At 68.3% G+C, this 23,788-nt stretch carries 19 protein-coding genes; 13 read left to right on the forward strand and 6 right to left on the reverse strand.

Annotated features, from left to right (window positions below; genetic code table 11):
- Window positions 1-45 precede the first annotated feature (45 nt).
- Window positions 46-540 carry a hypothetical protein gene (locus ASE48_RS00200; RefSeq protein ID WP_057164997.1) on the forward strand — a complete coding sequence of 165 codons (495 nt, stop codon included), beginning with the start codon at window positions 46-48 and terminating at the stop codon, window positions 538-540.
- A 46-nt stretch (window positions 541-586) separates the two neighbouring features.
- Here ASE48_RS00200 and ASE48_RS00205 read toward each other — a convergent pair whose 3' ends face one another.
- Window positions 587-3,202 carry a flavin-containing monooxygenase gene (locus tag ASE48_RS00205; protein WP_057164998.1) on the reverse strand — a complete coding sequence of 872 codons (2,616 nt, stop codon included), beginning with the start codon at window positions 3,200-3,202 and terminating at the stop codon, window positions 587-589.
- Between the two features lie 91 nt (window positions 3,203-3,293).
- Window positions 3,294-4,481: a thiolase family protein gene (locus ASE48_RS00210; RefSeq protein ID WP_057164999.1), complete on the reverse strand. Its 1,188-nt coding sequence runs from the start codon at window positions 4,479-4,481 to the stop codon at window positions 3,294-3,296.
- A 96-nt stretch (window positions 4,482-4,577) separates the two neighbouring features.
- Between ASE48_RS00210 and ASE48_RS00215 the strand changes: the two genes are divergently transcribed.
- The 6 genes from ASE48_RS00215 (at window position 4,578) to ASE48_RS00240 (ending at window position 14,622) form a co-directional block, all read left to right on the forward strand.
- A complete protein-coding gene (locus ASE48_RS00215; RefSeq protein ID WP_057165541.1) occupies window positions 4,578-5,075 on the forward strand; it encodes a winged helix-turn-helix transcriptional regulator in 498 nt (165 codons plus the stop codon).
- Window positions 5,076-5,238: 163 nt separating this feature from the next.
- A complete protein-coding gene (locus ASE48_RS00220; RefSeq protein ID WP_057165000.1) occupies window positions 5,239-6,582 on the forward strand; it encodes a hypothetical protein in 1,344 nt (447 codons plus the stop codon).
- A 55-nt stretch (window positions 6,583-6,637) separates the two neighbouring features.
- Window positions 6,638-9,952, forward strand: a complete 3,315-nt coding sequence (locus ASE48_RS00225; protein ID WP_057165001.1) for a transglutaminase family protein — start codon at window positions 6,638-6,640, stop codon at window positions 9,950-9,952.
- On the forward strand, window positions 9,952-12,600 hold the full coding sequence (locus ASE48_RS00230; RefSeq protein WP_057165002.1) for a circularly permuted type 2 ATP-grasp protein: 2,649 nt from the start codon (window positions 9,952-9,954) through the stop codon (window positions 12,598-12,600). The genes ASE48_RS00225 and ASE48_RS00230 overlap by 1 nt, the downstream gene beginning before the upstream one ends.
- Complete coding sequence (locus ASE48_RS00235) at window positions 12,597-13,499, forward strand: transglutaminase family protein (protein ID WP_057165003.1); 903 nt, start codon at window positions 12,597-12,599, stop codon at window positions 13,497-13,499. Before ASE48_RS00230 ends, ASE48_RS00235 begins: the two co-directional genes overlap by 4 nt.
- A gap of 67 nt (window positions 13,500-13,566) precedes the next feature.
- A complete protein-coding gene (locus ASE48_RS00240; protein WP_057165004.1) occupies window positions 13,567-14,622 on the forward strand; it encodes a zinc-binding metallopeptidase family protein in 1,056 nt (351 codons plus the stop codon).
- Here ASE48_RS00240 and ASE48_RS00245 read toward each other — a convergent pair.
- Together ASE48_RS00245 and ASE48_RS00250 are read right to left on the reverse strand one after the other, a co-directional pair.
- On the reverse strand, window positions 14,612-15,631 hold the full coding sequence (locus ASE48_RS00245; protein WP_057165005.1) for an SDR family oxidoreductase: 1,020 nt from the start codon (window positions 15,629-15,631) through the stop codon (window positions 14,612-14,614). The genes ASE48_RS00240 and ASE48_RS00245 overlap by 11 nt on opposite strands.
- Window positions 15,621-16,097 carry a MerR family transcriptional regulator gene (locus ASE48_RS00250; protein ID WP_057165006.1) on the reverse strand — a complete coding sequence of 159 codons (477 nt, stop codon included), beginning with the start codon at window positions 16,095-16,097 and terminating at the stop codon, window positions 15,621-15,623. Before ASE48_RS00250 ends, ASE48_RS00245 begins: the two co-directional genes overlap by 11 nt.
- A gap of 125 nt (window positions 16,098-16,222) precedes the next feature.
- On the opposite strand from ASE48_RS00250, the gene ASE48_RS00255 reads away from it, so the two are divergent.
- From ASE48_RS00255 to ASE48_RS00270, 4 genes are all read left to right on the forward strand, one after another.
- On the forward strand, window positions 16,223-17,056 hold the full coding sequence (locus ASE48_RS00255) for a DUF3097 domain-containing protein (RefSeq protein ID WP_057165007.1): 834 nt from the start codon (window positions 16,223-16,225) through the stop codon (window positions 17,054-17,056).
- 77 nt (window positions 17,057-17,133) lie between these two features.
- Entirely contained in the window at window positions 17,134-18,450 is a 1,317-nt protein-coding gene (locus tag ASE48_RS00260) for a replication-associated recombination protein A (RefSeq protein WP_200962041.1), read from the forward strand.
- Window positions 18,451-18,596: 146 nt separating this feature from the next.
- Entirely contained in the window at window positions 18,597-18,944 is a 348-nt protein-coding gene (locus ASE48_RS00265; RefSeq protein WP_057165009.1) for an ArsR/SmtB family transcription factor, read from the forward strand.
- An 8-nt stretch (window positions 18,945-18,952) separates the two neighbouring features.
- A complete protein-coding gene (locus ASE48_RS00270) occupies window positions 18,953-19,426 on the forward strand; it encodes an SRPBCC family protein (RefSeq protein ID WP_057165010.1) in 474 nt (157 codons plus the stop codon).
- 1 nt (window position 19,427) lies between these two features.
- Here the strand turns inward: ASE48_RS00270 and ASE48_RS00275 are convergent, their stop codons facing one another.
- Window positions 19,428-20,048, reverse strand: coding sequence for a hypothetical protein (locus ASE48_RS00275; RefSeq protein WP_057165011.1), 621 nt, complete (start codon window positions 20,046-20,048; stop codon window positions 19,428-19,430).
- A gap of 158 nt (window positions 20,049-20,206) precedes the next feature.
- The gene (locus tag ASE48_RS00280) at window positions 20,207-20,518 is read right to left on the reverse strand and encodes a GlsB/YeaQ/YmgE family stress response membrane protein (RefSeq protein WP_057165012.1); all 312 of its coding nucleotides are present in this window, start codon (window positions 20,516-20,518) and stop codon (window positions 20,207-20,209) included.
- Window positions 20,519-20,629: 111 nt separating this feature from the next.
- On the opposite strand from ASE48_RS00280, the gene ASE48_RS00285 reads away from it, so the two are divergent.
- Both ASE48_RS00285 and alaS read left to right on the forward strand, forming a co-directional pair.
- Window positions 20,630-21,019 carry a secondary thiamine-phosphate synthase enzyme YjbQ gene (locus ASE48_RS00285; protein WP_162264174.1) on the forward strand — a complete coding sequence of 130 codons (390 nt, stop codon included), beginning with the start codon at window positions 20,630-20,632 and terminating at the stop codon, window positions 21,017-21,019.
- Between the two features lie 74 nt (window positions 21,020-21,093).
- Entirely contained in the window at window positions 21,094-23,784 is a 2,691-nt protein-coding gene (gene alaS / locus ASE48_RS00290; protein WP_057165014.1) for an alanine--tRNA ligase, read from the forward strand.
- Window positions 23,785-23,788 lie beyond the last annotated feature (4 nt).

The following is a 23,788-nucleotide window of genomic DNA, read 5'->3' on the forward strand; positions in this document are numbered from 1 at the left end:
CATCGCGCTGCGGGCCCTGCGGCGCGGCCCCGTCGGGCAGTCCGTGTGGACACCCGCGGTAACGCGCTGAACGTCATGACCGTGGATCCGAACACCGTGGTGACCGATCTCGGGCCGATGCGTAAGGCCGTCAAGGACGCCCTCGTCGAGATGCAGGCGACCCGGGACGCCATGATGGCGCCGCTGCCGCTGATCCCGTTCGTGCCCAAGTTCCTGATGGCACAGGTGGAAAAGGCGGTGTTGCAGGAAGGTCAGCCGATCGGCTGTTCGAATGCCGGTGACATGCCGCCCGCGTTGAGCCGGATCGACGGTACCGAGGCGGACTTCTTCATCGGTCGGATGATCGAGAACGGGGTCACCGAAACGGCTTTCGCACGCCGCGGTGGACACCTGGCACTAGGGGTCACCATCACCAACGGCGTCGTCGCCATCAGCATCGCGTCGTGGAAGGTCGGCGGTCCGAACTCGGCGCCTGCCCTGGCGGATGCCGTCACCGCGGCATTCGGCGATTTCGGGCTGGCGCCGAAGATCGAGTGGTGATCATGATCAGTCAACATCGACATCGGCGGTCGATGGCGGTGGCGCGTTAACGCGACGCGGGTACGGGCTCGGTGATCAACCGGCGCACGGCGGCGGCGAGTTCTTCGCGTACCGGGGCCCCGGAGAGCACGATGTCGACCATGGTCAGCGAGCAGTGCGTGTGACCTCGGGCGCGGATGTGTTCGGTGGGCACTCCCGCCGCAGCAAGGGCGGCGGCGTAGGCGGCACCCTCATCACGCAATACGTCGAACTCGCATGTCAACACCACCGCCGGTGGAAGCCCGGTCAGATCCACCGCGCGCAGCGGCGAGATGCGCGGGTCGTTGCGGTCCGATGGATCCGAGTACTGGTCGAGGAACCACCGCATCAGTGACCCGTCCAGGTCGTAACCGTGGCCGTTGTCGGAGTAGGAGGCGCGGTCGGTGTCGGTGTCGGTCACCGGCGCCAGCAGGACCTGGCCGAGGATGGCAGGTGCGGCCGCCTCGTGCGCGAGCCGGCACACCACGGCGGCTATCCCGGCACCTGCGCTCCAGCCGCCGACCATCACACGGTCCGCGATGCCGCCGAGTTGAGCTGCGCTGTCGGCGACCCAGCGCACCGCGGCCAAGCCGTCCTCGACCGGGGCGGGGAAGGGGTGCTCGGGCGCGTGGCGATAGTCCACCGAGACGATGACCGCGTCGGTGCGCACACACAGGTCCCGGCACAGCGGATCGTCGGATTGCGCACCGCCGAGCACCCATCCGCCGCCGTGGAAATAGACCAGAACCGGGTGTGGGCCAGGAGTCGGGGGTCGGTAAAGCCGGTAGCTCAAATCGCCTGTTGCTCCGGGGAACAGACCGTCGACGATCTCACCGACCTCGGGACCCGGCGGACGCACCGACGCAGCCTCGGCGATTGCGGCGCGCGCCTGTGCGGGGGTCAGCGACTCCAACGCCGGCGCGTTCAGTGCGCCCACCTCCTCGAGGACCATCTGGACGTCGGGCTGCAACCGCCGCACCACGCCATCCACACAGACTTCGCCGACCAGTCCGGATCGGTTGAACCCCAAGAGGTCTCGGGAAAGCACCTCGTCGCAGGCGGTGCGATAGAAATCGACTCCGGCCGCGTATGGCAGAAAGGTGCGTGGTTTGCCGGGGATGTTCGCGCCCATGTACCAGGAGTCGGCGTGCGGAAACAGCGTGATGTCCGCGCAGTCCTGGACGTGCTGCATCCATCCAGCCTCGGCGAGTTCGGTGGGTTCGATGGTGTCGAAACCTTGCGCCCGCAAGCCGGAGAGCAGTTCGGTCACCATGTCCACGTGCTGCTCGATGGAGACCATCATGTTCGACAACACCGATGGGCTGCCGGGTCCGGTGATCAGGAACAGGTTCGGAAACCCGGCGGTGGTCAGCCCCAGATAGGTCAACGGCCCCGCGGACCATTTTTCCCTCAGCGACCGACCGCCCCGTCCGGTGATATCCACTGCCACGATCGCGCCCGTCACTGCATCGAATCCCGTGGCGAAGACGATCACGTCGAAGTCGAATGATGTTGTGGCCGTTTCGATACCGCTCTCGGTGAGGCCGCGTAGCGGTTGTTGCCGCAGGTCCACCAGCGTCACGTTGGGCTGGTTGAACGTGGCATAGTAGCCGGTGTCCAGGCACATCCGTTTCGCGCCGATCGGATACGTCGTGGGGCACAGCAGCTCGGCGATCTGCGGGTCGGCGACGGCGGCCCGGATCTTGTTTCGGACGAACTCGGCGAGTTCGCGATTGGCCGCGGGATCACTCATCACGTCGGCGTACACGTTGAGTGTCTCGAGTAGTTCGCCGATCTGCCAGGCTCGCTCGTAGCGCTGCTCGCGCTCCTCGACGGACACGCTGAACGTCGGGGTGATGCTGCGCTCTTGGGGAACCCCGCCGCGTGAGAATCTGGCCGCTTCGCGGTAGGTCGTCTCGTCGGCGAGTTGATTGAGCTTCTCGAACGACAGCGGACCGTTGTGTGCCGGCATCGAGAAATTCGGCGTGCGCTGGAAAACCACCAATTCCCGGGCCTGAGCCGCAATGCGGGGGATGGTCTGGACGCCAGAGGACCCGGTGCCGATCACTGCCACCCGCTTGTCGGTGAAGTCGACGTTGTCATGCGGCCACCGATGGGTGAACAGAACCTCACCGCGGAATCGGTCGATGCCGTCGATGTCGGGTTGTTTCGGGACCGACAGACACCCCGTAGCCATCACCAGGAAGCGGCAGGAGATGCTGCCGCGGTCGGTGCGGACGTGCCACAGCGCGGCCTGCTCATCCCAGCGCGCGGCCTCGACACGGGTGTTGAACTGCAGGTCGCGACGGAGGTCGAACTTGTTGGCGACGTGATGGAGGTACCGCAGGATCTCGGGCTGGGTGGCGTACTTCTCCGACCACTGCCAGTCGTGCTGCCAGTCGGGGTCGAAGGTGTACATGTAGTCCACGCTCGGGATGTCGACTCGTGCGCCCGGATAGCGATTCCAGTACCAGGTGCCGCCGATATCGTCGGCGGAGTCGAGGACCCGCACGGACAACCCGCAGTTCCGGAGTCTGTGCACCGCGCATATTCCCGCGGCGCCGGCGCCCACGATGACGACGTCCACATCGGGATCGGCCGACGTGGACGTCGTACGCTCGTGGCTCTGCGTTGTCGGTGCCATCTCCCTGAACCCCGATCCGGTGTGTGGGCTCAGTATCGACCGGCGGGGGGCACTGGGTCAGCCGATCGCCGACATGGACTGGCGCTCGGGGTCAGCCGAGCCGTTCGATGATGGTGGCGTTGGCCATGCCGCCGCCCTCACACATCGTCTGCAGGCCGTAGCGGGCCCCGCGCTGCTCCAGTGCATTGACCAAGGTGGTCATGATGCGCGCGCCGCTCGCCCCCAGCGGGTGGCCGATGGCGATGGCGCCGCCGTTGACGTTCACCTTCGCCAGATCGGCACCGGTATCGGCGGCCCAGCTCAGCACGACCGGCGCGAAGGCCTCGTTCACCTCGAACAGGTCGATATCGGCCAGCGTCAGGCCTGCACGCCGCAGCACCTTCTCGGTGGCCGGGATGACGCCGGTCAGCATGTAGAGCGGATCGGAGCCCACCACGGTGGTGGTGTGGATCCGGGCCAGCGGACGCAGACCCAGCCGTTTGGCGGTCGCGCCGCTGGTGATCATCACCGCGGCGCTGCCGTCGGACAGCGGCGACGAGTTGCCCGGGGTGATCTCCCAGTTGATCTGCGGGAAGCGAGCCGCGTACGCCTCGTTGTAGAACGCCGGCCGCAGCCCGGCCAGGGTCTCCACGGTGGTGCCGGGACGGATGATCTCATCGGTGCTCAGCCCGGCGATCGGTGCGAGTTCGGCGTTGAACAAGCCGGCCTTGGTGGCCGCCGCCGCCTTCTCGTGGCTGCTCGCCGAGAACTCGTCGAGCTGAACGCGCGACAGGTTCCACTTGGCGGCGATCAGTTCGGCGCTGATGCCCTGCGGTACCAGGCCGTCGGGGTAGCGGGCGGCCATGTCCAGGCCGAACGGGTCGCTGCCGGGCAGTACCGAGGAGCCCATCGGCACCCGCGACATCGACTCGACACCCGAAGCGATCACGATGTCGTAGGCCCCGGCGAGTACACCCTGGGCCGCGAAGCTGATGGCCTGCTGGCTGCTCCCGCACTGGCGGTCCACCGTGGTGCCCGGCACCGACTCCGGGAATCCGGCGCCCAGCAGGGCATTCCGGGCAATGTTCACCGACTGATCGCCGACCTGTGTGACCGCGCCTGCGATGACGTCGTCGACCAGGGCCGGGTCGACGCCGGTCCGTGCGATCAGCTCGCGGAGGCTGTGGGCCAGCAGATCGGCGGGCAGCACTCCGTGCAACGCACCGTTGGCCTTCCCCTTACCGACCGGTGTCCGGACGGCACCGACGATGACCGCGTCACGATCCGAGAATCCCGACATTTCTGCTCCTCAATAACTCGTCGCTGAGTACTGCTCTCTATACTTAGATGTAACACCTAGGTCTAGTTACAACAACCCAGCTTCGGAGTGATCTACATGACAGTGCTGCAGGGCCCGCTGGCCGATCGTGACGCGTGGTCGGCCATCGGGGAGTGTCCGATCGAGAAGACGATGACCGTGGCGGGCCAGAAGTCGGCGATGCTGATCATGCGGGAGGCCTATTACGGCACAACCCGATTCGACGATTTCTCCAAGCGGGTCGGCATCACCAAAGCCGCGACCTCGGCGCGGCTGTCCGAGCTCGTGAGCGCGGGTTTGCTGGAAAAGCGGCCCTACCGGGAATCCGGGCAGCGGGAGCGCCAGGAGTATGTGCTCACCCCGGCCGGCGTCGACTTCATGCCGGTGGTCTTCTCGATGTTCGAATGGGGCCGCAGGCATCTGCCCTACAACGGCCGGCTGCAGCTGACCCACCTCGGCTGCGATGCCGAGGCCCACGTCGAGATCGTTTGCGAAAAAGGGCATTCCGTGGGTTTTGCCGAGTTGGGGATGCGCCTGGTCCGCAGGGCCGGGGCACCCGCGACGGGTCAGGTGTAGCCGCCCGCCGGCGACGGTTTCGGGTTATTGTCGGCCGACTTCCAGGCATTGCCGCCCGCGATATTGACAGATTCGTTAAAATTCGTCAGCTACGTCGATCAGGTGTACGGGGGGGCCCGCACATGGCGACGGATATTTCCGTGTCAAGAGAGGCCCCGGCAATATGACGTACCCGGCTGACAACACGCTGGCATATATGGACCAGGGTTCCTACCTGGGTTTGCGGGCGCTTCGCCGCGGGCCGGTGATCCAGTACGTGTGGATCTACGAGCGCGGCGTCGACATGGACGGGCTGCGGCGGTTCCACCGCAATCTCGCAAACGGGCTGCTCGGCAGGCGGGTCGAACGCTCGTCGCTCCCGTTCGGGCGCCACCACTGGGTGTCCTCCGGTGAGCCGGGCGGTATCGACATCTCCGCGGCCGAGCGCCGCCGCGACGAGGTCTGGGATTTCGTCAACGAGCGCGCCGACGTGCCGGTGGACCCCGAGTACGGCCCGCCGTGGCATATCGGGGTTCAGCCACTCGTGGAAGGTGGCGCTGTGGTCACCCTGGTGGTGTCGCACACCGTCGCCGACGCCGGCGCCCTGATCGAATCGATCACGCACGCCGTCAACGGCACCGGCCGGGATCTCGACTACCCCGCTCCGCGGTCGCGCACCCGCGCGCAGGCGCTGCGGCAGGACGCCCGCACCACCGTGCGGGCGCTGCGCGACGTTCCGGCCGCGGCGCTGGGAGCGGTACGGATCGCCCGTGAGCAGTCTGCGGAACTGTCCGAATCGGCGAAGGCCGTCGCGCCCGTCTCCTCGGTACGGCACCCGCAGCAGGCGGTGCACCTGCCGACCATCTCGGTGCGCGTCGACCAGGCCGAGTGGGAGGCCCGCGCCAAGGCGCTCGGTGGGTCCAGCAATGTGCTGCTGGCCGGCATCGCCGCGCGCGTCGGCGCCATCGTCGGGCGAGTCGACGCGGACGGCAAGGCCATGCTCTCGCTGCCGGTCAGCGAACGCGTCGACGGCGACACCCGGGGCAACGCACTCAACACCATCACGGTGATGGCCGACGGGCGACGGGCGCCGGACGATTTCAGCGAGATCCGGGCCGGCATCAAGGCCGCGCTCACCGAACTGGCCGGCAAGCGCGAGTGGCTGCTGGCCCCGCTGCCGCTGGTCCCGTACTCCCCGAAATTCCTGCTGCGCCGCCTGGAGAAGCTGGTTCTCAAGGTCGGCAAGCCCATCGGGTCCTCCAACAGCGGCCCGCTGCCCGACGAGGTCAACCGCCCGGACGGGACCCCCGCGGACCTGTTCGTCGCGGGCTCGCCGGAGCCCGGGCTCACCGCAGGTGACCTGGAGCGGATGGGTGGCCGGATGCTGGTCGCCGCGGGCACCGTCGGGGGTGCGGTATGCATCTCGGTGGCGTCCTGGGAGCCCGGCGCTCCGAATACCAAAGAGGCCCTTATGCAATCGGTCAAGGAAGCCTTCTATGATTTCGATCTGACCGCGGAGATGGAGTAGCGCCCGCGGCCACGCACAATGCGATCCCGCGCTACCTGTGATGGGATCGGACGCTATGGGAATCAAAGTGGCGCTGGAGCACCGGACCACCTATACCTTCGACAGGTTGGTGGACGTGCACCCGCACGTGGTGCGGCTGCGTCCGGCCCCGCACTCACGGACCCCGATCGAGGCGTACTCGCTGCAGGTCGAACCGGCCGACCATTTCGTCAACTGGCAGCAGGACGCCTTCGGTAACTTCGTGGCCCGGCTGGTGTTCCCGAACCGCGCCCGCAGCCTCAGCATCACCGTCGGGCTGATCGCCGACCTGAAGGTGATCAACCCGTTCGACTTCTTCATCGAGGAATGGGCGGAGAAGTTCCCCTTCGAATACCCCGAGGACCTGCTCGCCGACCTGGAGCCCTTCCTGCGGCCGGTCGACGAGGACGGCGTCGGGTCCGGTCCCGGTGACCTCACCAGGTCCTGGGTGCAGCATTTCTCCACCGCGCCGGGCACCCGCACGATCGACTTCCTGGTGAAGCTCAACGCCGCCGTCCGGGCCGACGTGGGTTACAGCGTCCGGATGGAACCCGGCGTGCAGACACCGGATTTCACGCTGCAGACCGGGATCGGCTCCTGCCGTGACTCGGCGTGGCTGATGGTCTCCATCCTGCGCCAGCTCGGCCTGGCGGCGCGCTTCGTCTCCGGCTACCTGGTGCAGCTGACCTCGGACGTCGAGGCGCTCGACGGCCCCTCCGGGCCGGCCGCCGACTTCACCGACCTGCACGCGTGGACCGAGGTCTACATTCCCGGCGCCGGTTGGATCGGCCTGGATCCCACGTCGGCCCTGTTCGCCGGCGAAGGCCACATCCCGCTGTCGGCGACCCCGCACCCCGCGTCCGCGGCGCCCATCACCGGTGCTGTCGGGCCGTGCGAATCGACGCTCGACTTCGCCAACATCGTGACCCGTATCCACGAGGATCCTCGGGTCACGCTGCCGTACACGCCCGAAGCGTGGAAGGCCATCAACGCCCTCGGCGCGCAGATCGACGAACGTCTGGTTGCCGGTGACGTACGCCTGACCGTCGGCGGCGAACCCACTTTCGTGTCGATCGACAACCAGACCGACCCGGAATGGCTCACCACCGCCGATGGCCCGCACAAGCGTGAGCGCGCTTCGGTGCTGGCCGAGCGGCTTCGCAAGGTGTGGGCGCCCAACGGCCTGGTGCAGCGCAGCCAGGGCAAGTGGTACCCGGGAGAACCGTTGCCGCGCTGGCAGATCGGCCTGATCTGGCGCACCGACGGTGAGCCGCTCTGGAACGATCCGACGTTGCTGGCAGACCCCTGGGCGGAGGCGAAGGCCGATGACGCGCCCTCCGATGCCGGCGCCCGCCTGCTCGGGTTCATCGCCGATGGGCTGGGACTGCCCGCCACCCAGGTGCGGGCCGCCTACGAGGACCCGCTGGAGCGTCTGGCCGCCGCGGTGCGTCGCCCCGCCGGGGATCCCGTCGCCACCGGCGACGACCTCACCGAGGATGACACCGCGCGGCGCGCCAAGCTGCTCGCCCGGCTCGACGAATCGACCGAGGAGCCCGCCGCCTACGTCCTGCCGCTGCACCGCAGGGACGACGAGTCCGGGTGGGCGAGCGCCGACTGGCAGCTGCGCCGCGGACGAATCGTATTGCTGGCCGGTGATTCCCCGGCCGGCCTGCGGCTGCCGCTGAACTCGATCAGCTGGCGGGCGCCACGGCCGGACTTCGATGCCGATCCGACCGCGCAGCGCGCCGCACTGCGCACCGGCGCGGTCGCCGACTCGCCGGCACCCGTGGAGGACGCCGATGAGGCCCCGACCACCGCGCTGGTCGTCGAGGTGCGCGACGGGGTGCTCTACGTCTATCTGCCGCCCACCACCGATCTGGACCATTTCGTCGAACTGGTGTCCCGGATCGAGCAGGCCGCGGCCGCCATCGCCGTGCCGGTGGTCATCGAGGGCTACGGACCGCCGCGCGACGGGCGGATCACGTCGATGAGCGTCACCCCCGACCCCGGCGTCATCGAGGTCAATGTGGCGCCCACCAGCAGCTTCGCCGAGCAGAAGGCGCAGCTGGAGACGCTCTACGAGGAGGCCCGGCAAGCCAGGCTGTCCACGGAGGCGTTCGACGTGGACGGCACCCACGGCGGTACCGGCGGTGGCAACCACATCACCCTGGGCGGTGTCACACCCGCCGATTCGCCGATGCTGCGCCGTCCCGACCTGCTGGTGTCGATGCTGACCTACTGGCAGCGCCACCCCGCACTGTCGTATCTGTTCTCCGGCCGCTTCATCGGCACCACCTCCCAGGCCCCGCGGGTGGACGAGGGTCGCGCGGAATCGTTGTACGAGTTGGAGATCGCGTTCGCCGAGATCGCCCGGCTGGCAGAGGAAGACGCCGACACCGCCTGGATCACCGACCGGGCGCTGCGCCATCTGCTCACCGATATCACCGGCAACACCCACCGCGCCGAATTCTGCATCGACAAGCTCTACAGCCCGGACAGTCCCACCGGCCGGCTCGGCCTGCTGGAACTGCGCGGGTTCGAGATGCCGCCGCATCATCAAATGGCGATGGTGCAGTCGCTGCTGGTGCGTTCGCTGATCTCGTGGTTCTGGGACGAGCCGCTCAAGATGCCGCTGATTCGGCACGGCGACAACCTGCACGGGCGATACCTTCTGCCGCACTTCATCATTCAAGACATCGCCGATGTGGCGGCCGACCTGCGGGCGCACGGCGTGAAGTTCGATACCAGCTGGCTGGACCCGTTCACCGAGTTCCGGTTCCCGCGCATCGGTACCGCGGTGTTCGACGGCGTCGAGATCGAACTGCGCGGTGCCATCGAACCCTGGAACGTGCTCGGTGAGGAGTCCGCCGGAACCGGGACCGCCCGCTACGTCGATTCCTCGGTGGAGCGCATCCAGGTGCGCCTCGTCGGCGCCGACCGGCACCGCTACATCGTCACCGCGAACGGTCACCCGATACCGCTGCTGGCCACCGACAAGACCGACATCCAGGTCGGCGGCGTGCGGTACCGGGCCTGGCAGCCGCCCAGCGCGCTGCACCCGACCATCACCGTCGACGGTCCGCTGCGTTTCGAACTCGTCGACACCATGACCGGCACATCGCGCGGTGGCTGCACCTATCACGTCGCGCACCCCGGGGGCCGGGCCTATGACAGCCCGCCGGTCAACGCGGTGGAGGCCGAGTCCCGGCGTGGGCGCCGCTTCGAGGCGACGGGATTCACACCCGGACGTGTGGATATGTCGGATCTGCGGGAGAAGCAGGCGCGCCAGTCGACCGACACGGGCGCGCCCGGCATCCTGGACCTGCGCCGGGTGCGTACCGTTCTGCGTTGATGGTTCTTCGCACCGGCTCGATGGAGCCCAACTCCGGGCTCTCCGGCGCGCCGCCGCGCACCGTCGACGTGCTCGCCGGCTACCGGGCCAGGCGCACCCAGCAGGCGCTGTTCGATGTCCGGGGCATGCGGGGGGCCGGGTACGACGAGTTCATCGACGCCACCGGCACCATCCGCCCGGCGTGGCAGGAGCTCGCCGAATGCGTCGGGGACCGGGGTCCCGACGGGCTGGACCGGCTGCGCGGCACGGTCCGCAACCTCGTCGATGACGACGGCATCACCTTCGTACACGTCGATCAGGACGCACTCACCGATGACGCGGTGGCCGAGCCGTGGCGCCTCGACGGGCTGCCGCTGCTGCTGTCCTCCGCAGACTGGGACACCCTGGAAGCCGGCCTGGTGCAGCGCTCCCGGCTGCTCGACGCCGTGCTGACCGACCTCTACAGCGAACGCAAGTCGATCACCAGCGGGGCGCTGCCCGCACAGCTGCTGTTCGCCCACCCGGCCTACGTGCGTGCCGCGCACGGTATCGAGGTACCGGGGCGCCACCAGCTGTTCCTGCACGGCTGCGATGTCAGCCGGGCCTCCGACGGCACCTTCCGCGCCAACGCCGACTGGACCCAGGCGCCCTCCGGTGCCGGCTACGCCCTGGCCGGCCGGCGCGTCATCGCGCACGCCGCACCCGATCTGTACGAGCGCATCGCGCCGCGCCCGGTGTCCCCGTGGGCGCAGGCGCTGCGGCTGGCCCTCATCGATGCCGCGCCCGAGGCTGCCGAGGAGCCGGTGGTGGTGGTGCTGAGTCCCGGCACCCAGTCCGAGACCGCGTTCGACCAGGCCTATCTGGCCAATGTGCTGGGCTTCCCGTTGGTGGAGAGCGCTGATCTGGTGGTGCGCGACGGCACCCTGTGGATGCGGTCGCTGGGCACCCTGAAGCGCGTCGATGTGGTGCTGCGCCGGGTCGACGCCGCCTACGTCGACCCCCTCGATCTGCGCGCCGACTCACGCCTTGGCGTGGTCGGACTCGTCGAGGTGCTGCGCCGCGGCGCCGTCACCGTGGTCAACACCCTGGGCAGCGGGATCCTGGAAAGCCCGGGGCTGCTTCATTTCCTGCCCCGGCTGACCGAGATGCTGGTGGGGGAGACCCCGACATTGGCGTCCCCGCAGACCTACTGGGGCGGCACCGATGTGGAGCGTTCCCATCTGCTGGCCAACCTGTCCACGCTGCTGATCAAACCGGCCACCGGTGGTCACACGATCGTCGGTCCGACGCTCACCGTGGCCGACCGTGAACTGCTGGCCGCCCGGATCAGTGCCCATCCGTGGCGGTGGGTGGGCCAGGAACTCCCGCAATTCTCCTCGGCGCCAACCGATTACTATCCCGGCGGGGTGTCGGCAGCCGATGTCGGCATCCGGCTGTTCACCGTCGCCCAGCGCGGCGGTTACGCGCCGCTGATCGGCGGGCTGGGGTTCCTGCCCGCCCCCGGGAACGCCGCCTACACCCTGGATACCGTTGCCGCCAAGGATGTCTGGGTGCGCACCCCGGACCGGGCCAAGGCGATCCCGACCCCGGCGGTCGACCTGCCGGTCATGACGCCGAGCCCGACCCGTGCCGTGAGCTCGCCGCGTGTGCTGTCCGATCTGTTCTGGCTGGGCCGCTACGCCGAGCGTGCCGAGCACATGGCCCGACTGCTCACCGTCACCCGCGAGCGCTACCACGAATACCGGTACCGCCAGGACATGGAGGAGAGCCAGTGCGTGCCGGTGCTGTTGGGTGCCATCGGCTCGATCACCGGAACCGATACCGGCGCGAGCGATGACGACCACGAGGCGATCGCGGTGGCGCCCAGCACACTCTGGGCGCTGACCGCCGACCGGCGCCGTCCCGGCTCGCTGGCGCAATCGGTGGAACGGCTGGGTCTGGCGGCCAGGGGTGTCCGCGACCAAATGTCCAACGACACCTGGATGGTGCTGGCCGCCGTGGAACGCGCCGTCGTCCAGCGGTACGGCGCCCCACCGGAATCGCAGGCGGCCGGGGACGCCTACCTGCTGACCGCGCAGTCCCAGACGCTGGCCGGGATGTTGGCGCTGTCGGGGATGGCCGCCGAGTCGATGGTGCAGGACATCGGCTGGACCATGATGGACGTCGGCAAGCGGATCGAGCGTGGACTCGGGCTGACCGCACTGCTGCGGGCCACGCTGACCACGGTGCGACGGCCAGGAGCCGAACAGACCGTCACCGAGTCCATGCTGGTGGCCTGTGAATCCTCGGTGATCTACCGGCGCCGCACGCTGGGCAAGGTCAGCGTGTCGGCGATCGCGGACCTGGTGCTCTTCGACGAGGAGAACCCCAGATCGCTGGTGTTCCAACTGGAACGGCTGCGGGCGAACCTGAAACGGCTGCCGTCGTCGTCGGGTTCCTCACGGCCGGAACGCTGGGCCGACGAGATCGCCGCCACCTTACGCCGCGTCGACCCGGCCGATCTGGAAACCGTCGGATCCGACGGCCGCCGAACCGAACTCGTGGAACTGCTCGATCGTCTGCACGCCGACCTGCGGGAGCTGTCCAACCTGATCACCGCCGCCCACCTGTCCCTGCCGACCGGCATCCAGCCGCTGTGGGGCCCCGATGAGCGCAGGCTGCTGCCGTGACACGTACCTACGAGATCACCCACCGCACCACCTACCGGTACTCCGACGATGTCACCAGCTCCTACGGCCGGGGCTTCCTGACGCCGCGGGAAACCGACACCCAACGCTGCCTGTCCCACGAACTGGTGATCGACCCGGACACCACGGACAGCACCACCAGCCGCGACGTCTACGGAAATCTCAGCTCCTACTTCCACGTCACCGAGCGGCACCGCACGCTGATCGTCACCAGCCGGTCGATCGTCGAGGTCGACCCGCCGGCCCCCGAGCTCTACGGCGGCGGTTCGGCACGCGCCCCGTGGGAGATCGCCCGGCCGGTGGGAGCGGACGGCGCGCTGGCCACCGAGTTCACCCTCGACCTGGCGTCCGCGGAGATCACCGACGCGGTACGCGACTATGCGGCACCGAGTTTCACCCCGGAGCGGCCGCTGATCGAGGTGCTGCGCGATCTGAACTCCCGCATCAACAACGACTTCACCTACCGCTCCGGGTCGACCACGGTGTCCACCCGGGTGTCCGAGGTGCTGGCCGCCCGGGAGGGTGTCTGCCAGGACTTCGCCCGGCTGGCGATCGCCTGCCTGCGTGCCAATGGACTCGCCGCCAGCTATGTGTCGGGCTACCTGGCCACCGACCCGCCGCCCGGACGGGAGCGGATGGTCGGGGTGGACGCCACCCACGCCTGGGCCTCGGTGTGGACCCCGCAGAACCAGTGGCTGGGGCTGGATCCCACCAACGACCAGATGGTCGACGAACGCTATATCGTGGTCGGTTTCGGCCGCGACTACGCCGACGTCCCGCCGCTGCGCGGCATCATCTATACAGACTCGGAGAGTAGCGTGATCGAGGTCTCCGTCGACGTCGCGCCGTATGTGACCGGCCCGCCGTCCAGCGTGGTTTAGCCGCGAGCCGCACGGGGCACGTTCAAGCGGTCGCGGATCTGGCCGCGTTATAGGGGAAGAGACGGACATGCGGGATTTCAACTGCCCAAATTGCGGACAGCGGTTGGCGTTCGAGAATTCGAAGTGCCTGTCGTGCGGTTCCAGGCTGGGTTTCTCGCTCGACGATATGGCCCTGCTGGTGATCGCGCCCGAGGAGGAGAGCGAGCACGCGGGTGCGGTCGATGAGCAGCAGTACCGGCTGTGCGCGAATCTCCATCTGGCCGAATGCAACTGGTTGGTGGAGAAGGGGCCCATCGTCAAGCTGTGCGCATCGTGCGCGCTGACCCGTACCCGGCCGCACGACAACGACAGAGATGCGTTGGCCAAGTTCGCCAGTGCGGAGAAAGCCAAGCGCCGGGTGATCGCCGAGCTGCACGAGCTGAAGCTGCCGATCATCGGCCGGGATGAGGACCCACAGTTCGGGCTGGCCTTCGACCTGCTGAGCAGTGTGCAGGAGAAGGTCTTCACCGGGCACGCCGACGGTGTGATCACACTCGACCTCGCCGAAGGCGATGACGTGCACCGCGAGCAGCTGCGCGTCGCGATGGAGGAGCCCTACCGCACCCTGCTGGGGCACTTCCGCCACGAGCTGGGGCACTACTACTTCTACCGGCTGGTCAGCCCGTCGCAGGACTACCTCACGCGCTTCAACGAGCTGTTCGGCGATCCCGACCTCGATTACCAGGCCGCGCTGGACCGGCATTACACCGAGGGTGCACCGGCGGGCTGGAAGAGCGATTTCGTCTCCTCCTACGCGACCATGCACCCCGCCGAGGACTGGGCCGAGACCTTCGCGCACTATCTGCACATCCGCGACACGCTGGACACCGCAGCCGCCTTCAGCCTCGCCCCGGCCGGCGCCACCTTCGACCGGCGGGCGCTGGGCCCCAGCGGATTCGACACCATCATCGAGATGTGGTTGCCGTTGTCCTGGGCGTTGAACATGGTGAACCGTTCGATGGGCCGCGATGACCTGTACCCGTTCGTGCTGCCCGCGGCGGTGCTGGAGAAGATGCGCTTCATCCACACCGTCATCGACGAGATCACCTCGTCGCCGACGAAGCTGGCCGCGGTCAGCGGCTGAGCAGGCTCGCCGCGGTGGCGGTCACCGCATCGGCTGCCGGACGCGGACGCCAGCCGAGTTGCTCGACGGCCTTGGCGGCCGACACCTGTTTGGGTGGCCCGAGCAGACCGGCGAACACCTCCAGCTCCGGCCGCTCGGCGGCGGCGGCCCGGATCTCGTCGTCGGAGGCCTCGGCGACCGGTACCTGCGCGGCGGCGTCACCGAGGCGCTCGCGCAGGGTGGCCGCGATCTCGGGCAGCGTCATCGCCGCACCGGCAGCGGCCAGATAGCGCTGCCCGGCCGCCACCGGCGAGGTCATGGCCCGGATATGCAGGTCGGCCACATCGCGGACGTCGACGACCGCGAACGAGGCGCGCGGCAGCGGTGAGGGTCGGCCCGACAGCAGCATCGCGATGATGCCGACCGAACTCGACAGGTTCGATCCGAGCGCGGGGCCGAACACCCCTACGGGGTTGATGACCGTCAGCTCGGGGGCACCGGGGTGCTCGGCCGCGAACTCCCACGCCGCCCGCTCGGCGAGCGTCTTCGACAGCACGTAGGGGCTGTTGTCCTGGGCCGGGTCGGTCCAATCCGATTCGTCGTAGGGCAGTCCGGACGGTTTCGGGCTGTAGCCGATCGCGGCGAACGACGACGTCAGGACCACCCTGCGCACCCCGTGCCGGGCCGCGGCGCGCAGCACCCGCAGCGTGCCGTCCCGCGCAGGTCCGATGAGTTCCCCCGCATCCTCGGGTTGCTTCGGCGGGAAGGGCGAGGCCATGTGCAGCACGTACTCGGCGCCGGACACCGCGTCGTCCCAGCCGTCGTCGGCCGTCAGATCGGCGATCGCGAAGCTCAGCGCGGAGACATCGGCACCGGCCCCGACCAGTGCCTCGGTGAGCTCATCGCGCCGGCCTGCCGACCGCACCGTGGTGCGTACCCGCTGACCCGACCCGAGAAGCTGCAGAATCGTGTGCGCGGCAAGGAATCCGGACCCTCCGGTGACAAGAATGGGGGAAGTGTCATCGGCCATCGGTGGCCTCCTGGTTCAGTAGTCGGTTGCCCAACTCGACGATGGTCGGGATGAGGCGTTGTTCTTCGGCGTCGTCGCCGTCGCACCGGGCCTGCCACAGCGCGGCCTTGGCCGCGACATAGCGCCGCCGCACCTGCAGCCGGGCGATCTCGTCGCCCAGCCGCTGCGCGTGGTCGGCGAAAAGGCGCTGCTGCGCATCCACCGCATCGCCGTCCCGCATGTTGGCCACATAGGACCGCATGTCCTGCACCGACATTCCGGTGCCGCGCAGGCAGGCCAGAGATTCCACGGTGGCCACCAGGTCCGGTGGGAACCGGCGATGGCCGCTGCTGTCATCGCGGGGCACCGGGGCGATCAGCCCGATGCGCTCGTAGTAGCGCAACGCGGATTCGCTCAGCCCGGTGCGCCGGGCCACCTGCTGGATGGTGAGATCGGCGGTCACCGGTTCGGACAGGTTGATGGCCATGGCACCACTCTGCCGAACCTGAAGCGCTTCAAGTCAAGCCTCGCCGGGCAACGGGGCGATCACGATGGCGCGCCGGGGCATGTCGCAACGCCGATTCCGGCGCCGCTGTTTCTAGGATCGCCCGCGTGACTGATCGCTACGGCTCCGACATCCTGGCCACGAACCCGCACGCGCGTACGCGCGTGCGCTCGGTCGAACATCCGGCCGACAAGGGACTGGTCGTCGAGGACCCGTCCAGTGGTTTCGTCGGCGCGGTGGTGCGTATCGAGAGCGGCCGGGTGGACCTGGAAGACCGCAACCGCCGGGTCCGGTCCTTCCCATTGGGGCCCGGCTTCCTGGTCGAGGGCAAACCGGTCATCCTGGTCAAGCCGAAGGTGGTGGCCGCGACGGCCCGCACGGCCTCGGGTTCGGTGGCGGTGTCCGGCGCCAAGGCCAGGGTCGCACTGGCCAGCCGCATCTACGTGGAGGGCCGCCACGATGCCGAGCTGGTCGAACAGGTGTGGGGCGCGGATCTGCGCATCGAGGGTGTCGTCGTCGAATACCTGGGCGGGGTCGACGACCTGAGCGCCATCGTGGCCGAGTTCCAGCCCGGTCCCGGCCGCCGGCTCGGGGTGCTGGTCGACCACCTGGTCACCGGCTCCAAGGAATCCAAGATCGCCGACGCCGTCCGGCGCGGACCCGGCGGGGAGAACACCCTGGTGGTCGGCCATCCCTACATCGATATCTGGCAGGCGGTCAAACCGGCGCGGCTGGGATTGAAGCAGTGGCCGGTGATCCCGCGCGGGATCGACTGGAAGCACGGCATCTGCGAGGCGCTGGGCTGGCCGCACGCCACCCAGGCCGACATCGCGGGCGCCTGGCAGCGGATCAGGGGCCGGGTGCGGGACTGGAACGACCTGGAGCCCGCGCTGATCGGCCGGGTCGAGGAGCTCATCGACTTCGTTACGGCACCAGCCTGATCGATTACGGCACCGGCCTGACAGAGTCCGTCGTCTCGGCGTGGTAAGCAGAACTCGTGTCAGACAGTTTGTTCGACATGCCGGGCGATGCGCCGGCCGCTGCCGATATGCCGACGGGCGCCAGCCCGCTGGCCGTGCGCATGCGCCCGGCCAGCCTCGACGACGTCGTCGGCCAGCAGCATCTGCTCAAACCCGGCTCACCGCTGCGCCGCCTCGTGGAGGGCTCCGGCGCGGCCAGCGTCATCCTGTACGGGCCGCCCGGCACCGGTAAGACCACACTGGCCTCGCTGATCTCCGGTGCCACCGGGCGCCGGTTCGAGGCGCTGTCGGCCCTGAGCGCCGGGGTCAAGGAAGTCCGGGCGGTGATCGAGACGGCGCGCCACGCGGCCATCCGGGGCCAGCAGACCGTGCTGTTCATCGACGAGGTGCACCGGTTCTCCAAGACCCAGCAGGACGCGCTGCTGGCGGCCGTGGAGAACCGGATCGTGCTGCTGGTCGCGGCGACCACGGAGAACCCGTCGTTCTCGGTGGTGGCCCCCCTGCTCAGCCGGTCACTGATCCTGCAGCTGCAGCCGTTGGGCGCCGATGACATCCGCGCCGTGCTGCAGCGGGCCGCCGCCGATGAGCGTGGTCTCGCCGGCAAGGTCGCCATCGACGACGATGCGCTGGAGCTGCTGGTCAAACTGTCGGCCGGGGATGCCCGCCGCGCGCTGACCGCGCTGGAGGTCGCCGCCGAAACCTCCGGCGGCGCGGGCGGCACGGTCACCGTCGAGGTGGTGGAGCAGTCGCTGGATCAGGCGGCGGTGCGCTATGACCGCGACGGCGATCAGCACTACGACGTCATCAGCGCCTTCATCAAGTCGGTGCGCGGCTCGGATGTGGATGCCGCGCTGCACTACCTGGCCCGGATGCTGACCGCGGGGGAGGATCCGCGCTTCCTGGCCCGCCGGCTGGTGATCCTGGCCAGCGAGGACATCGGGATGGCCGATCCGATGGCGCTGCAGACCGCGGTCGCCGCGGCGCAGACAGTGGCGCTGATCGGGATGCCGGAGGCGCAGCTGACGCTGGCGCACGCGACGGTGCATCTGGCGACCGCGCCGAAGTCGAACGCAGTGACGACCGCCCTCGGCGCGGCGATGGCGGATATCCGGGCGGGCAAGGCCGGCCTGGTGCCTGCGCACCTGCGTGACGGGCACTATTCGGGGGCTCAGAAGCTGGGCAACGCGGTCGGCTACAAATATGCCCATGACGCGCCGGGTGGTGTTGCCGCCCAACAGTATCCGCCCGATGAGCTGGTGGGTGTCGACTACTATCAGCCCACCAGCTACGGCGCCGAGCGGGAGATCGCGAGCCGGTTGGAGAAGTTGCGGGCCATCATCCGGCGCAAGCGCTAGGTCGAGTGTGAGCGCTGTGTACATCTGAACGCGAGTGTGCGTACATAGCCCCCACATTCGCGGCACGACGACGTCCCTTGACCCCGTTGGCGCCGTCGCCTATCGTTGTAATCAACTAATTGGTTGCACAACCGAAAGATTGACTAATGGGCATGCTGGACGACGACCTGGACCGCGCGTTCCTGGCGCTGGCCGATCCGGTCCGGCGTGCCATGGTGGCGCGACTGGCCAGGGGACCGGCCACGGTCAACGAACTGGCCGCGCCGTTCGACATCACCAAACAGGCGGTGTCCAAGCACATTCAGGTGCTGGAGCGGGCCGGACTGGTCACCCGCAGCCGGGAGGCGCAGCGTCGGCCGGTGCACCTGGATGCCGCCGCGCTGGAACGGCTCACCGAATGGATCGACAGGTACCGGCTGGACGCCGAACGCACCTACCGCCGGCTGGACGGCCTGCTGGCGACGCTCACCGAAGAACCACCCACCGAAAGCTAGGAGACGCCATGACCAACGCACTCGACCTGACCGCGCCGGTGGACACGCTGGCGATGGAGTTCAGCCGCGATTTCGACGCGCCGGTGCACGCCCTGTTCCGGGCGCACAGCGACCCCGAGTTGGTCAAGCAGTGGCTCGGCCCGCACGGTCTGCAGATGGAGATCACCGAATGGGACTTCAAAAACCATGGTGGATACCGCTATTCACACTCCGATGGCAGCGGGACCTACGGTTTCAACGGTACCTTCCACACCGTCCGGGACAATGAATTCATCCTGCAGACCTTCGAGTTCGACGGTGCCCCGGACATGGTCAACATCGAGTACCTGTGGTTCGAGGACCTCGGTGGCGGCCGGTCGCGGCTGCGGGGCCGCTCGATCTGTCCCAACACCGAGGCCCGTGACGCGCTGCTGTCCTCCGGCATGGAGGGCGGTATGACCGAGGGCTACGTGAAACTGGACGCCCTGCTCAGCACCCTCTGAGTCAGACCAGCTCCGGTGCCCGCAGGTGGGCGATGACGAGTTCGAACTCGCCCTCGTCCACTGCACTGGCACCTGCCGCCCGGATCGACTCGGCCTTCAGCGTCGAGGCGTAGTCGCGGTTGTGCTCCATCACTTCCTGGCTGACGAACGACACCGAGGACACCGCCCGCCCGGACGTGGTGTCGACGAGGAGGCTGGCGCTGCGGAATCCGGGTAGGTGCTCGATCTGGGGGAGTACCGCGCTGCGGTAATACTCGACACCCGCCTCGGTGAGCTCCGGCGGCACCGTCACCCAGGTGGCCCGCACCCAGGCACCCGGATCGGAGCTGTGCTCGCGGTGCAGCACCGCGATCTCCCAATCCTCCGCGGTGGCCGGTCCGCCGAATCGCTCACCGGCCTGCGCGCGCAGCCGGCCGGCCGCATCGGCGCTCTCGGCCATCGCATCCGCGTTGTCCCAGGCGCTGGTGGCGATGCACCGGCCGGTCTGCCGGTCGACCATCAGCGACAGACCGATGCAACCGGCGAGTTCCAGAAGTGCCGGCATGACCTCGTCGCGGACATAGGCGATGCCGTCGTCGACCGATTCGGGGCGCGCCATCACTGTGGTAGATCGTGCGAACACGGTCCACCTCCTTCGCTAGAGGGCAGCGCCCCGCCGGCGCCACCGGTCACGTCAACTGTCCTCCCGGCGGCCGCGCCGCACAATGGTTTTGCCCGCGCAAAGAGATGATCCCGGCCGGCCGAGGGCCGACCGGGATCACCGGGGTGGGAACTGGGGGATCAGCGGAAGATGCCGGACGTCCGGCGGCTGCCGAGCAGACCGGTCTTGCGGCGGCCCATCAGCGCGGCGAGCAGAGCCACGCCCGCCGCCGCGACGAGGACCTGGACGAGCAGTTCGAGCCAGTCGATTCCGCCGGTTGCCGTCGGGATGCCGATGGCACGGGCCAGGGCGGTGCCGACGAGCGCGGACACGATGCCGACCAGGATGGTCAACAGCATGCCGATCGGTTGCTTGCCGGGAAGCAGCAGGCGGCCGAGGACGCCGACCACGATGCCGATCAGGATTGCGGTGAAGATGCCGGTGACGGTCATGAGTTCCTCCGTGTGGGGTTCGGTTGCCGCACAAGTACCCTGGCCCGCCGCTCAATAAACGCCTACGTCAATTCAGGTGTGGCCTCGTAGGCTGGAAACGTGAACACCGAAGTGCTCGAACTGGACACCTCGCGCCGCCGGATCGTCGACCTGACCTCGGAGGTGCGCGAATTCTGCGCGGCCAAGGGCGACGGGCTGTGCAATGTCTTCGTGCCGCACGCGACCGCCGGCGTCGCCGTCATCGAGACCGGGGCAGGCTCGGATGACGACCTGCTGGACGCGCTGGAGCGACTGCTGCCGCGCGACGACCGGTACCGGCACGCGCACGGCTCACCCGGCCACGGCGCCGATCACGTGCTGCCGGGGCTGGTATCCCCGTCGGTGACGGTCCCGGTCGGCGCCGGAGAGCCCTTGCTGGGCACCTGGCAGAGCATCGTGCTGGTGGACCTGAACAGGGACAACCCCCGACGATCGGTGCGCCTGAGCTTCGTGTCGGGCTGAAGATTCCGACCGGTAACCAAACGGTACTGTGGTGCGGTCAAAGTATTCGCAGGTTGACCAAAGGACAGCAGCACGTGCAGACACACGAGATCAGGAAACGCTTCCTCGATCATTTCGTGAAGGCGGGACACACGGAGGTGCCCAGCGCCTCGGTGATCCTCGACGACCCGAACCTGCTGTTCGTCAACGCCGGCATGGTGCAGTTCGTACCCTTCTTCCTCGGCGCGCGCACACCGCCCTACGACAAAGCCGTCAGCGTGCAGAAGTGCATCCGCACCCCCGACATCGAAGAAGTCGGTATCACCACCCGGCACAACACCTTCTTCCAGATGGCCGGCAACTTCAGCTTCGGCGACTACTTCAAGAAGCAGGCCATCGAGCTGGCCTGGACCTTGCTGACCAACCCGCAGGACCAGGGCGGCTACGGCTTCGATCCGGAAAGGCTATGGGCCACCGTCTATCTCGATGACGATGACGCCATCGCGCTGTGGCAGGAGGTGGCCGGCCTGCCGCTGGAGCGCATCCAGCGCCGCGGGATGGCCGACAACTACTGGTCGATGGGCATCCCCGGCCCGTGCGGTCCGTGCTCGGAGATCTACTACGACCGCGGCCCGGAATACGGCATCGAAGGCGGCCCGGAGGCCAACGAGGACCGCTACATCGAGATCTGGAATCTCGTCTTCATGCAGAACGAGCGCGGGGAAGGCACCTCGAAGGACAACTTCGAGATCCTCGGTCCGCTGCCGCGCAAGAACATCGACACCGGCATGGGTGTCGAGCGCATCGCCTGTCTGCTGCAGGACGTGGACAACGTCTACGAGACCGATCTGGTGCGCCCGGTCATCGACCTGGTCGCCGGGATCGCGCCGCGCGGCTACGGGCAGGGCAACCACACCGACGATGTGCGCTACCGCATCATCGGCGATCACAGCCGCACCGCGGCGATCATCATCGGCGACGGGGTCACCCCCGGTAACGAGGGCCGCGGCTACGTGCTGCGCCGGTTGCTGCGCCGGATCATCCGCGCGGCCCGCCTGCTCGGCGTGGAACGGCCCATCATGGCCGAGCTGATGACGACGGTGCGCGACGAGATGGGGCCTTCCTACCCGGAACTGGTCACCGATTTCGACCGGATCAGCCGCATCGCGGTGGCCGAGGAGACCGCGTTCAACCGCACTCTGCTCTCGGGTTCACGGCTGTTCGAGGATGCTGCCGACGCGACCCGCACCGCCGGAAAGTCCACGCTGTCCGGCAATGACGCGTTCACGCTGCACGACACCTACGGGTTCCCGATCGATCTGACCCTGGAAATGGCCGCCGAGGCCGGCCTGACCGTCGACGAAGAGGGCTTCCGCGGTCTGATGGCCGAACAGCGCCAGCGCGCCAAGGCCGACGCCGCCGCCCGCAAGCAGGCCCACACGGATCTGTCCGCGTACCGGGAGCTCGTCGACGGCGGACCCACCGAGTTCACCGGCTTCGACGAGTTGAGTTCGCAGGCACGCATTCTGGGCATCTTCGTCGACGGTAAACGGGTTCCCGTTGTGTCCCATGAGGGCACCCAGGGTCAGCAGGTCGAGTTGATCCTGGACCGCACACCGTTCTACGCCGAATCCGGCGGCCAGATCGCGGATGAGGGTTCCATCACCGGTACCGGTGCCTCGGAGACCGCCAAGGCCGCGGTGACCGATGTCCAGAAGATCGCGAAAACCGTGTGGGCGCATCGTGTCTCGGTGGAGTCCGGGGAGTTCGTCGAGGGCGACACCATCACCGCCACGGTCGACGACAAGTGGCGCCACGGCGCGACCCAGGGGCATTCCGGTACCCACATGGTGCACGCCGCGTTGCGGGAAGTGCTGGGTCCCAACGCGGTTCAGGCAGGCTCGCTGAACCGGCCGGGCTACCTGCGCTTCGACTTCAACTGGCAGGGTTCGCTGTCGGACGAGCAGCGCGCACAGATCGAAGAGGTCGCCAACGAAGCGGTGCAGGCCGACTTCGCGGTGAACACCTTCAACACCGGACTGGATCAGGCCAAAGCCATGGGCGCGATGGCGCTGTTCGGCGAGAACTACCCCGACGAGGTCCGGGTGGTCGAGATCGGCGGACCGTTCTCCCTGGAGCTGTGCGGCGGTACGCACGTGCGCAGCTCGGCGCAGATCGGACCGGTCACCGTGCTGGGCGAGTCCTCGGTGGGCTCCGGTGTGCGCCGCGTCGAGGCCTACGTCGGGCTGGAATCGTTCCGGCACCTGTCCAAGGAACGCGCGCTGATGGCGGGCCTGGCGTCGTCGCTGAAGGTGCCCTCGGAAGAGGTGCCGGCACGGGTGGCCAACCTGGTGGAACGGCTGCGGGCCGCGGAAAAGGAACTGGACAAGGCGCGGCTGGCAAACGCGCGCGCCGCGGCCGCAAATGCGGCTGCCGGCGCGCAGCTTGTAGGTAAAGTTCGTTTTGTGGCTCAGCGCATGGCCGGGGGAATCACCGCGGGGGATCTGCGCAGCCTGGTCGGTGACATCAAGGGCAAGCTCGGATCCGATCCGGCCGTGGTGGCCCTGATCGCCGAAGGTGAGGATGACGCGGTGCCGTTCGTGGTCGCGGTCAATCCCGCCGCACAGGATCTCGGCCTCAGTGCCAACGACCTGGTGAAGACGTTGGGCGCGGCCGTCAACGGCCGCGGGGGTGGCAAGGCTGATCTGGCCCAGGGTTCCGGTAAGGGGGCGGCGGGTATCGACGCGGCATTGGCCGCGCTGCACGCAGAGATCGCCCGGAGCTAGCCGC

The organism is Mycobacterium sp. Root265, assembly GCF_001428895.1.
Classification (GTDB): domain Bacteria; phylum Actinomycetota; class Actinomycetes; order Mycobacteriales; family Mycobacteriaceae; genus Mycobacterium.

Excerpts from the sequence above, each read along its gene's own strand:
- ASE48_RS00205 (WP_057164998.1), bottom strand. The coding sequence starts at position 3,202 with ATGGCACCGACAACGCAGAGCCACGAGCGTACGACGTCCACGTCGGCC.
- ASE48_RS00210 (WP_057164999.1), bottom strand. The coding sequence starts at position 4,481 with ATGTCGGGATTCTCGGATCGTGACGCGGTCATCGTCGGTGCCGTCCGG.
- ASE48_RS00215 (WP_057165541.1), top strand. The coding sequence starts at position 4,578 with ATGACAGTGCTGCAGGGCCCGCTGGCCGATCGTGACGCGTGGTCGGCC.
- ASE48_RS00220 (WP_057165000.1), top strand. The coding sequence starts at position 5,239 with ATGACGTACCCGGCTGACAACACGCTGGCATATATGGACCAGGGTTCC.
- ASE48_RS00225 (WP_057165001.1), top strand. The coding sequence starts at position 6,638 with ATGGGAATCAAAGTGGCGCTGGAGCACCGGACCACCTATACCTTCGAC.
- ASE48_RS00230 (WP_057165002.1), top strand. The coding sequence starts at position 9,952 with ATGGTTCTTCGCACCGGCTCGATGGAGCCCAACTCCGGGCTCTCCGGC.
- ASE48_RS00240 (WP_057165004.1), top strand. The coding sequence starts at position 13,567 with ATGCGGGATTTCAACTGCCCAAATTGCGGACAGCGGTTGGCGTTCGAG.
- ASE48_RS00245 (WP_057165005.1), bottom strand. The coding sequence starts at position 15,631 with ATGGCCGATGACACTTCCCCCATTCTTGTCACCGGAGGGTCCGGATTC.
- ASE48_RS00250 (WP_057165006.1), bottom strand. The coding sequence starts at position 16,097 with ATGGCCATCAACCTGTCCGAACCGGTGACCGCCGATCTCACCATCCAG.
- ASE48_RS00260 (WP_200962041.1), top strand. The coding sequence starts at position 17,134 with ATGCCGGGCGATGCGCCGGCCGCTGCCGATATGCCGACGGGCGCCAGC.
- ASE48_RS00265 (WP_057165009.1), top strand. The coding sequence starts at position 18,597 with ATGGGCATGCTGGACGACGACCTGGACCGCGCGTTCCTGGCGCTGGCC.
- ASE48_RS00270 (WP_057165010.1), top strand. The coding sequence starts at position 18,953 with ATGACCAACGCACTCGACCTGACCGCGCCGGTGGACACGCTGGCGATG.
- ASE48_RS00280 (WP_057165012.1), bottom strand. The coding sequence starts at position 20,518 with ATGACCGTCACCGGCATCTTCACCGCAATCCTGATCGGCATCGTGGTC.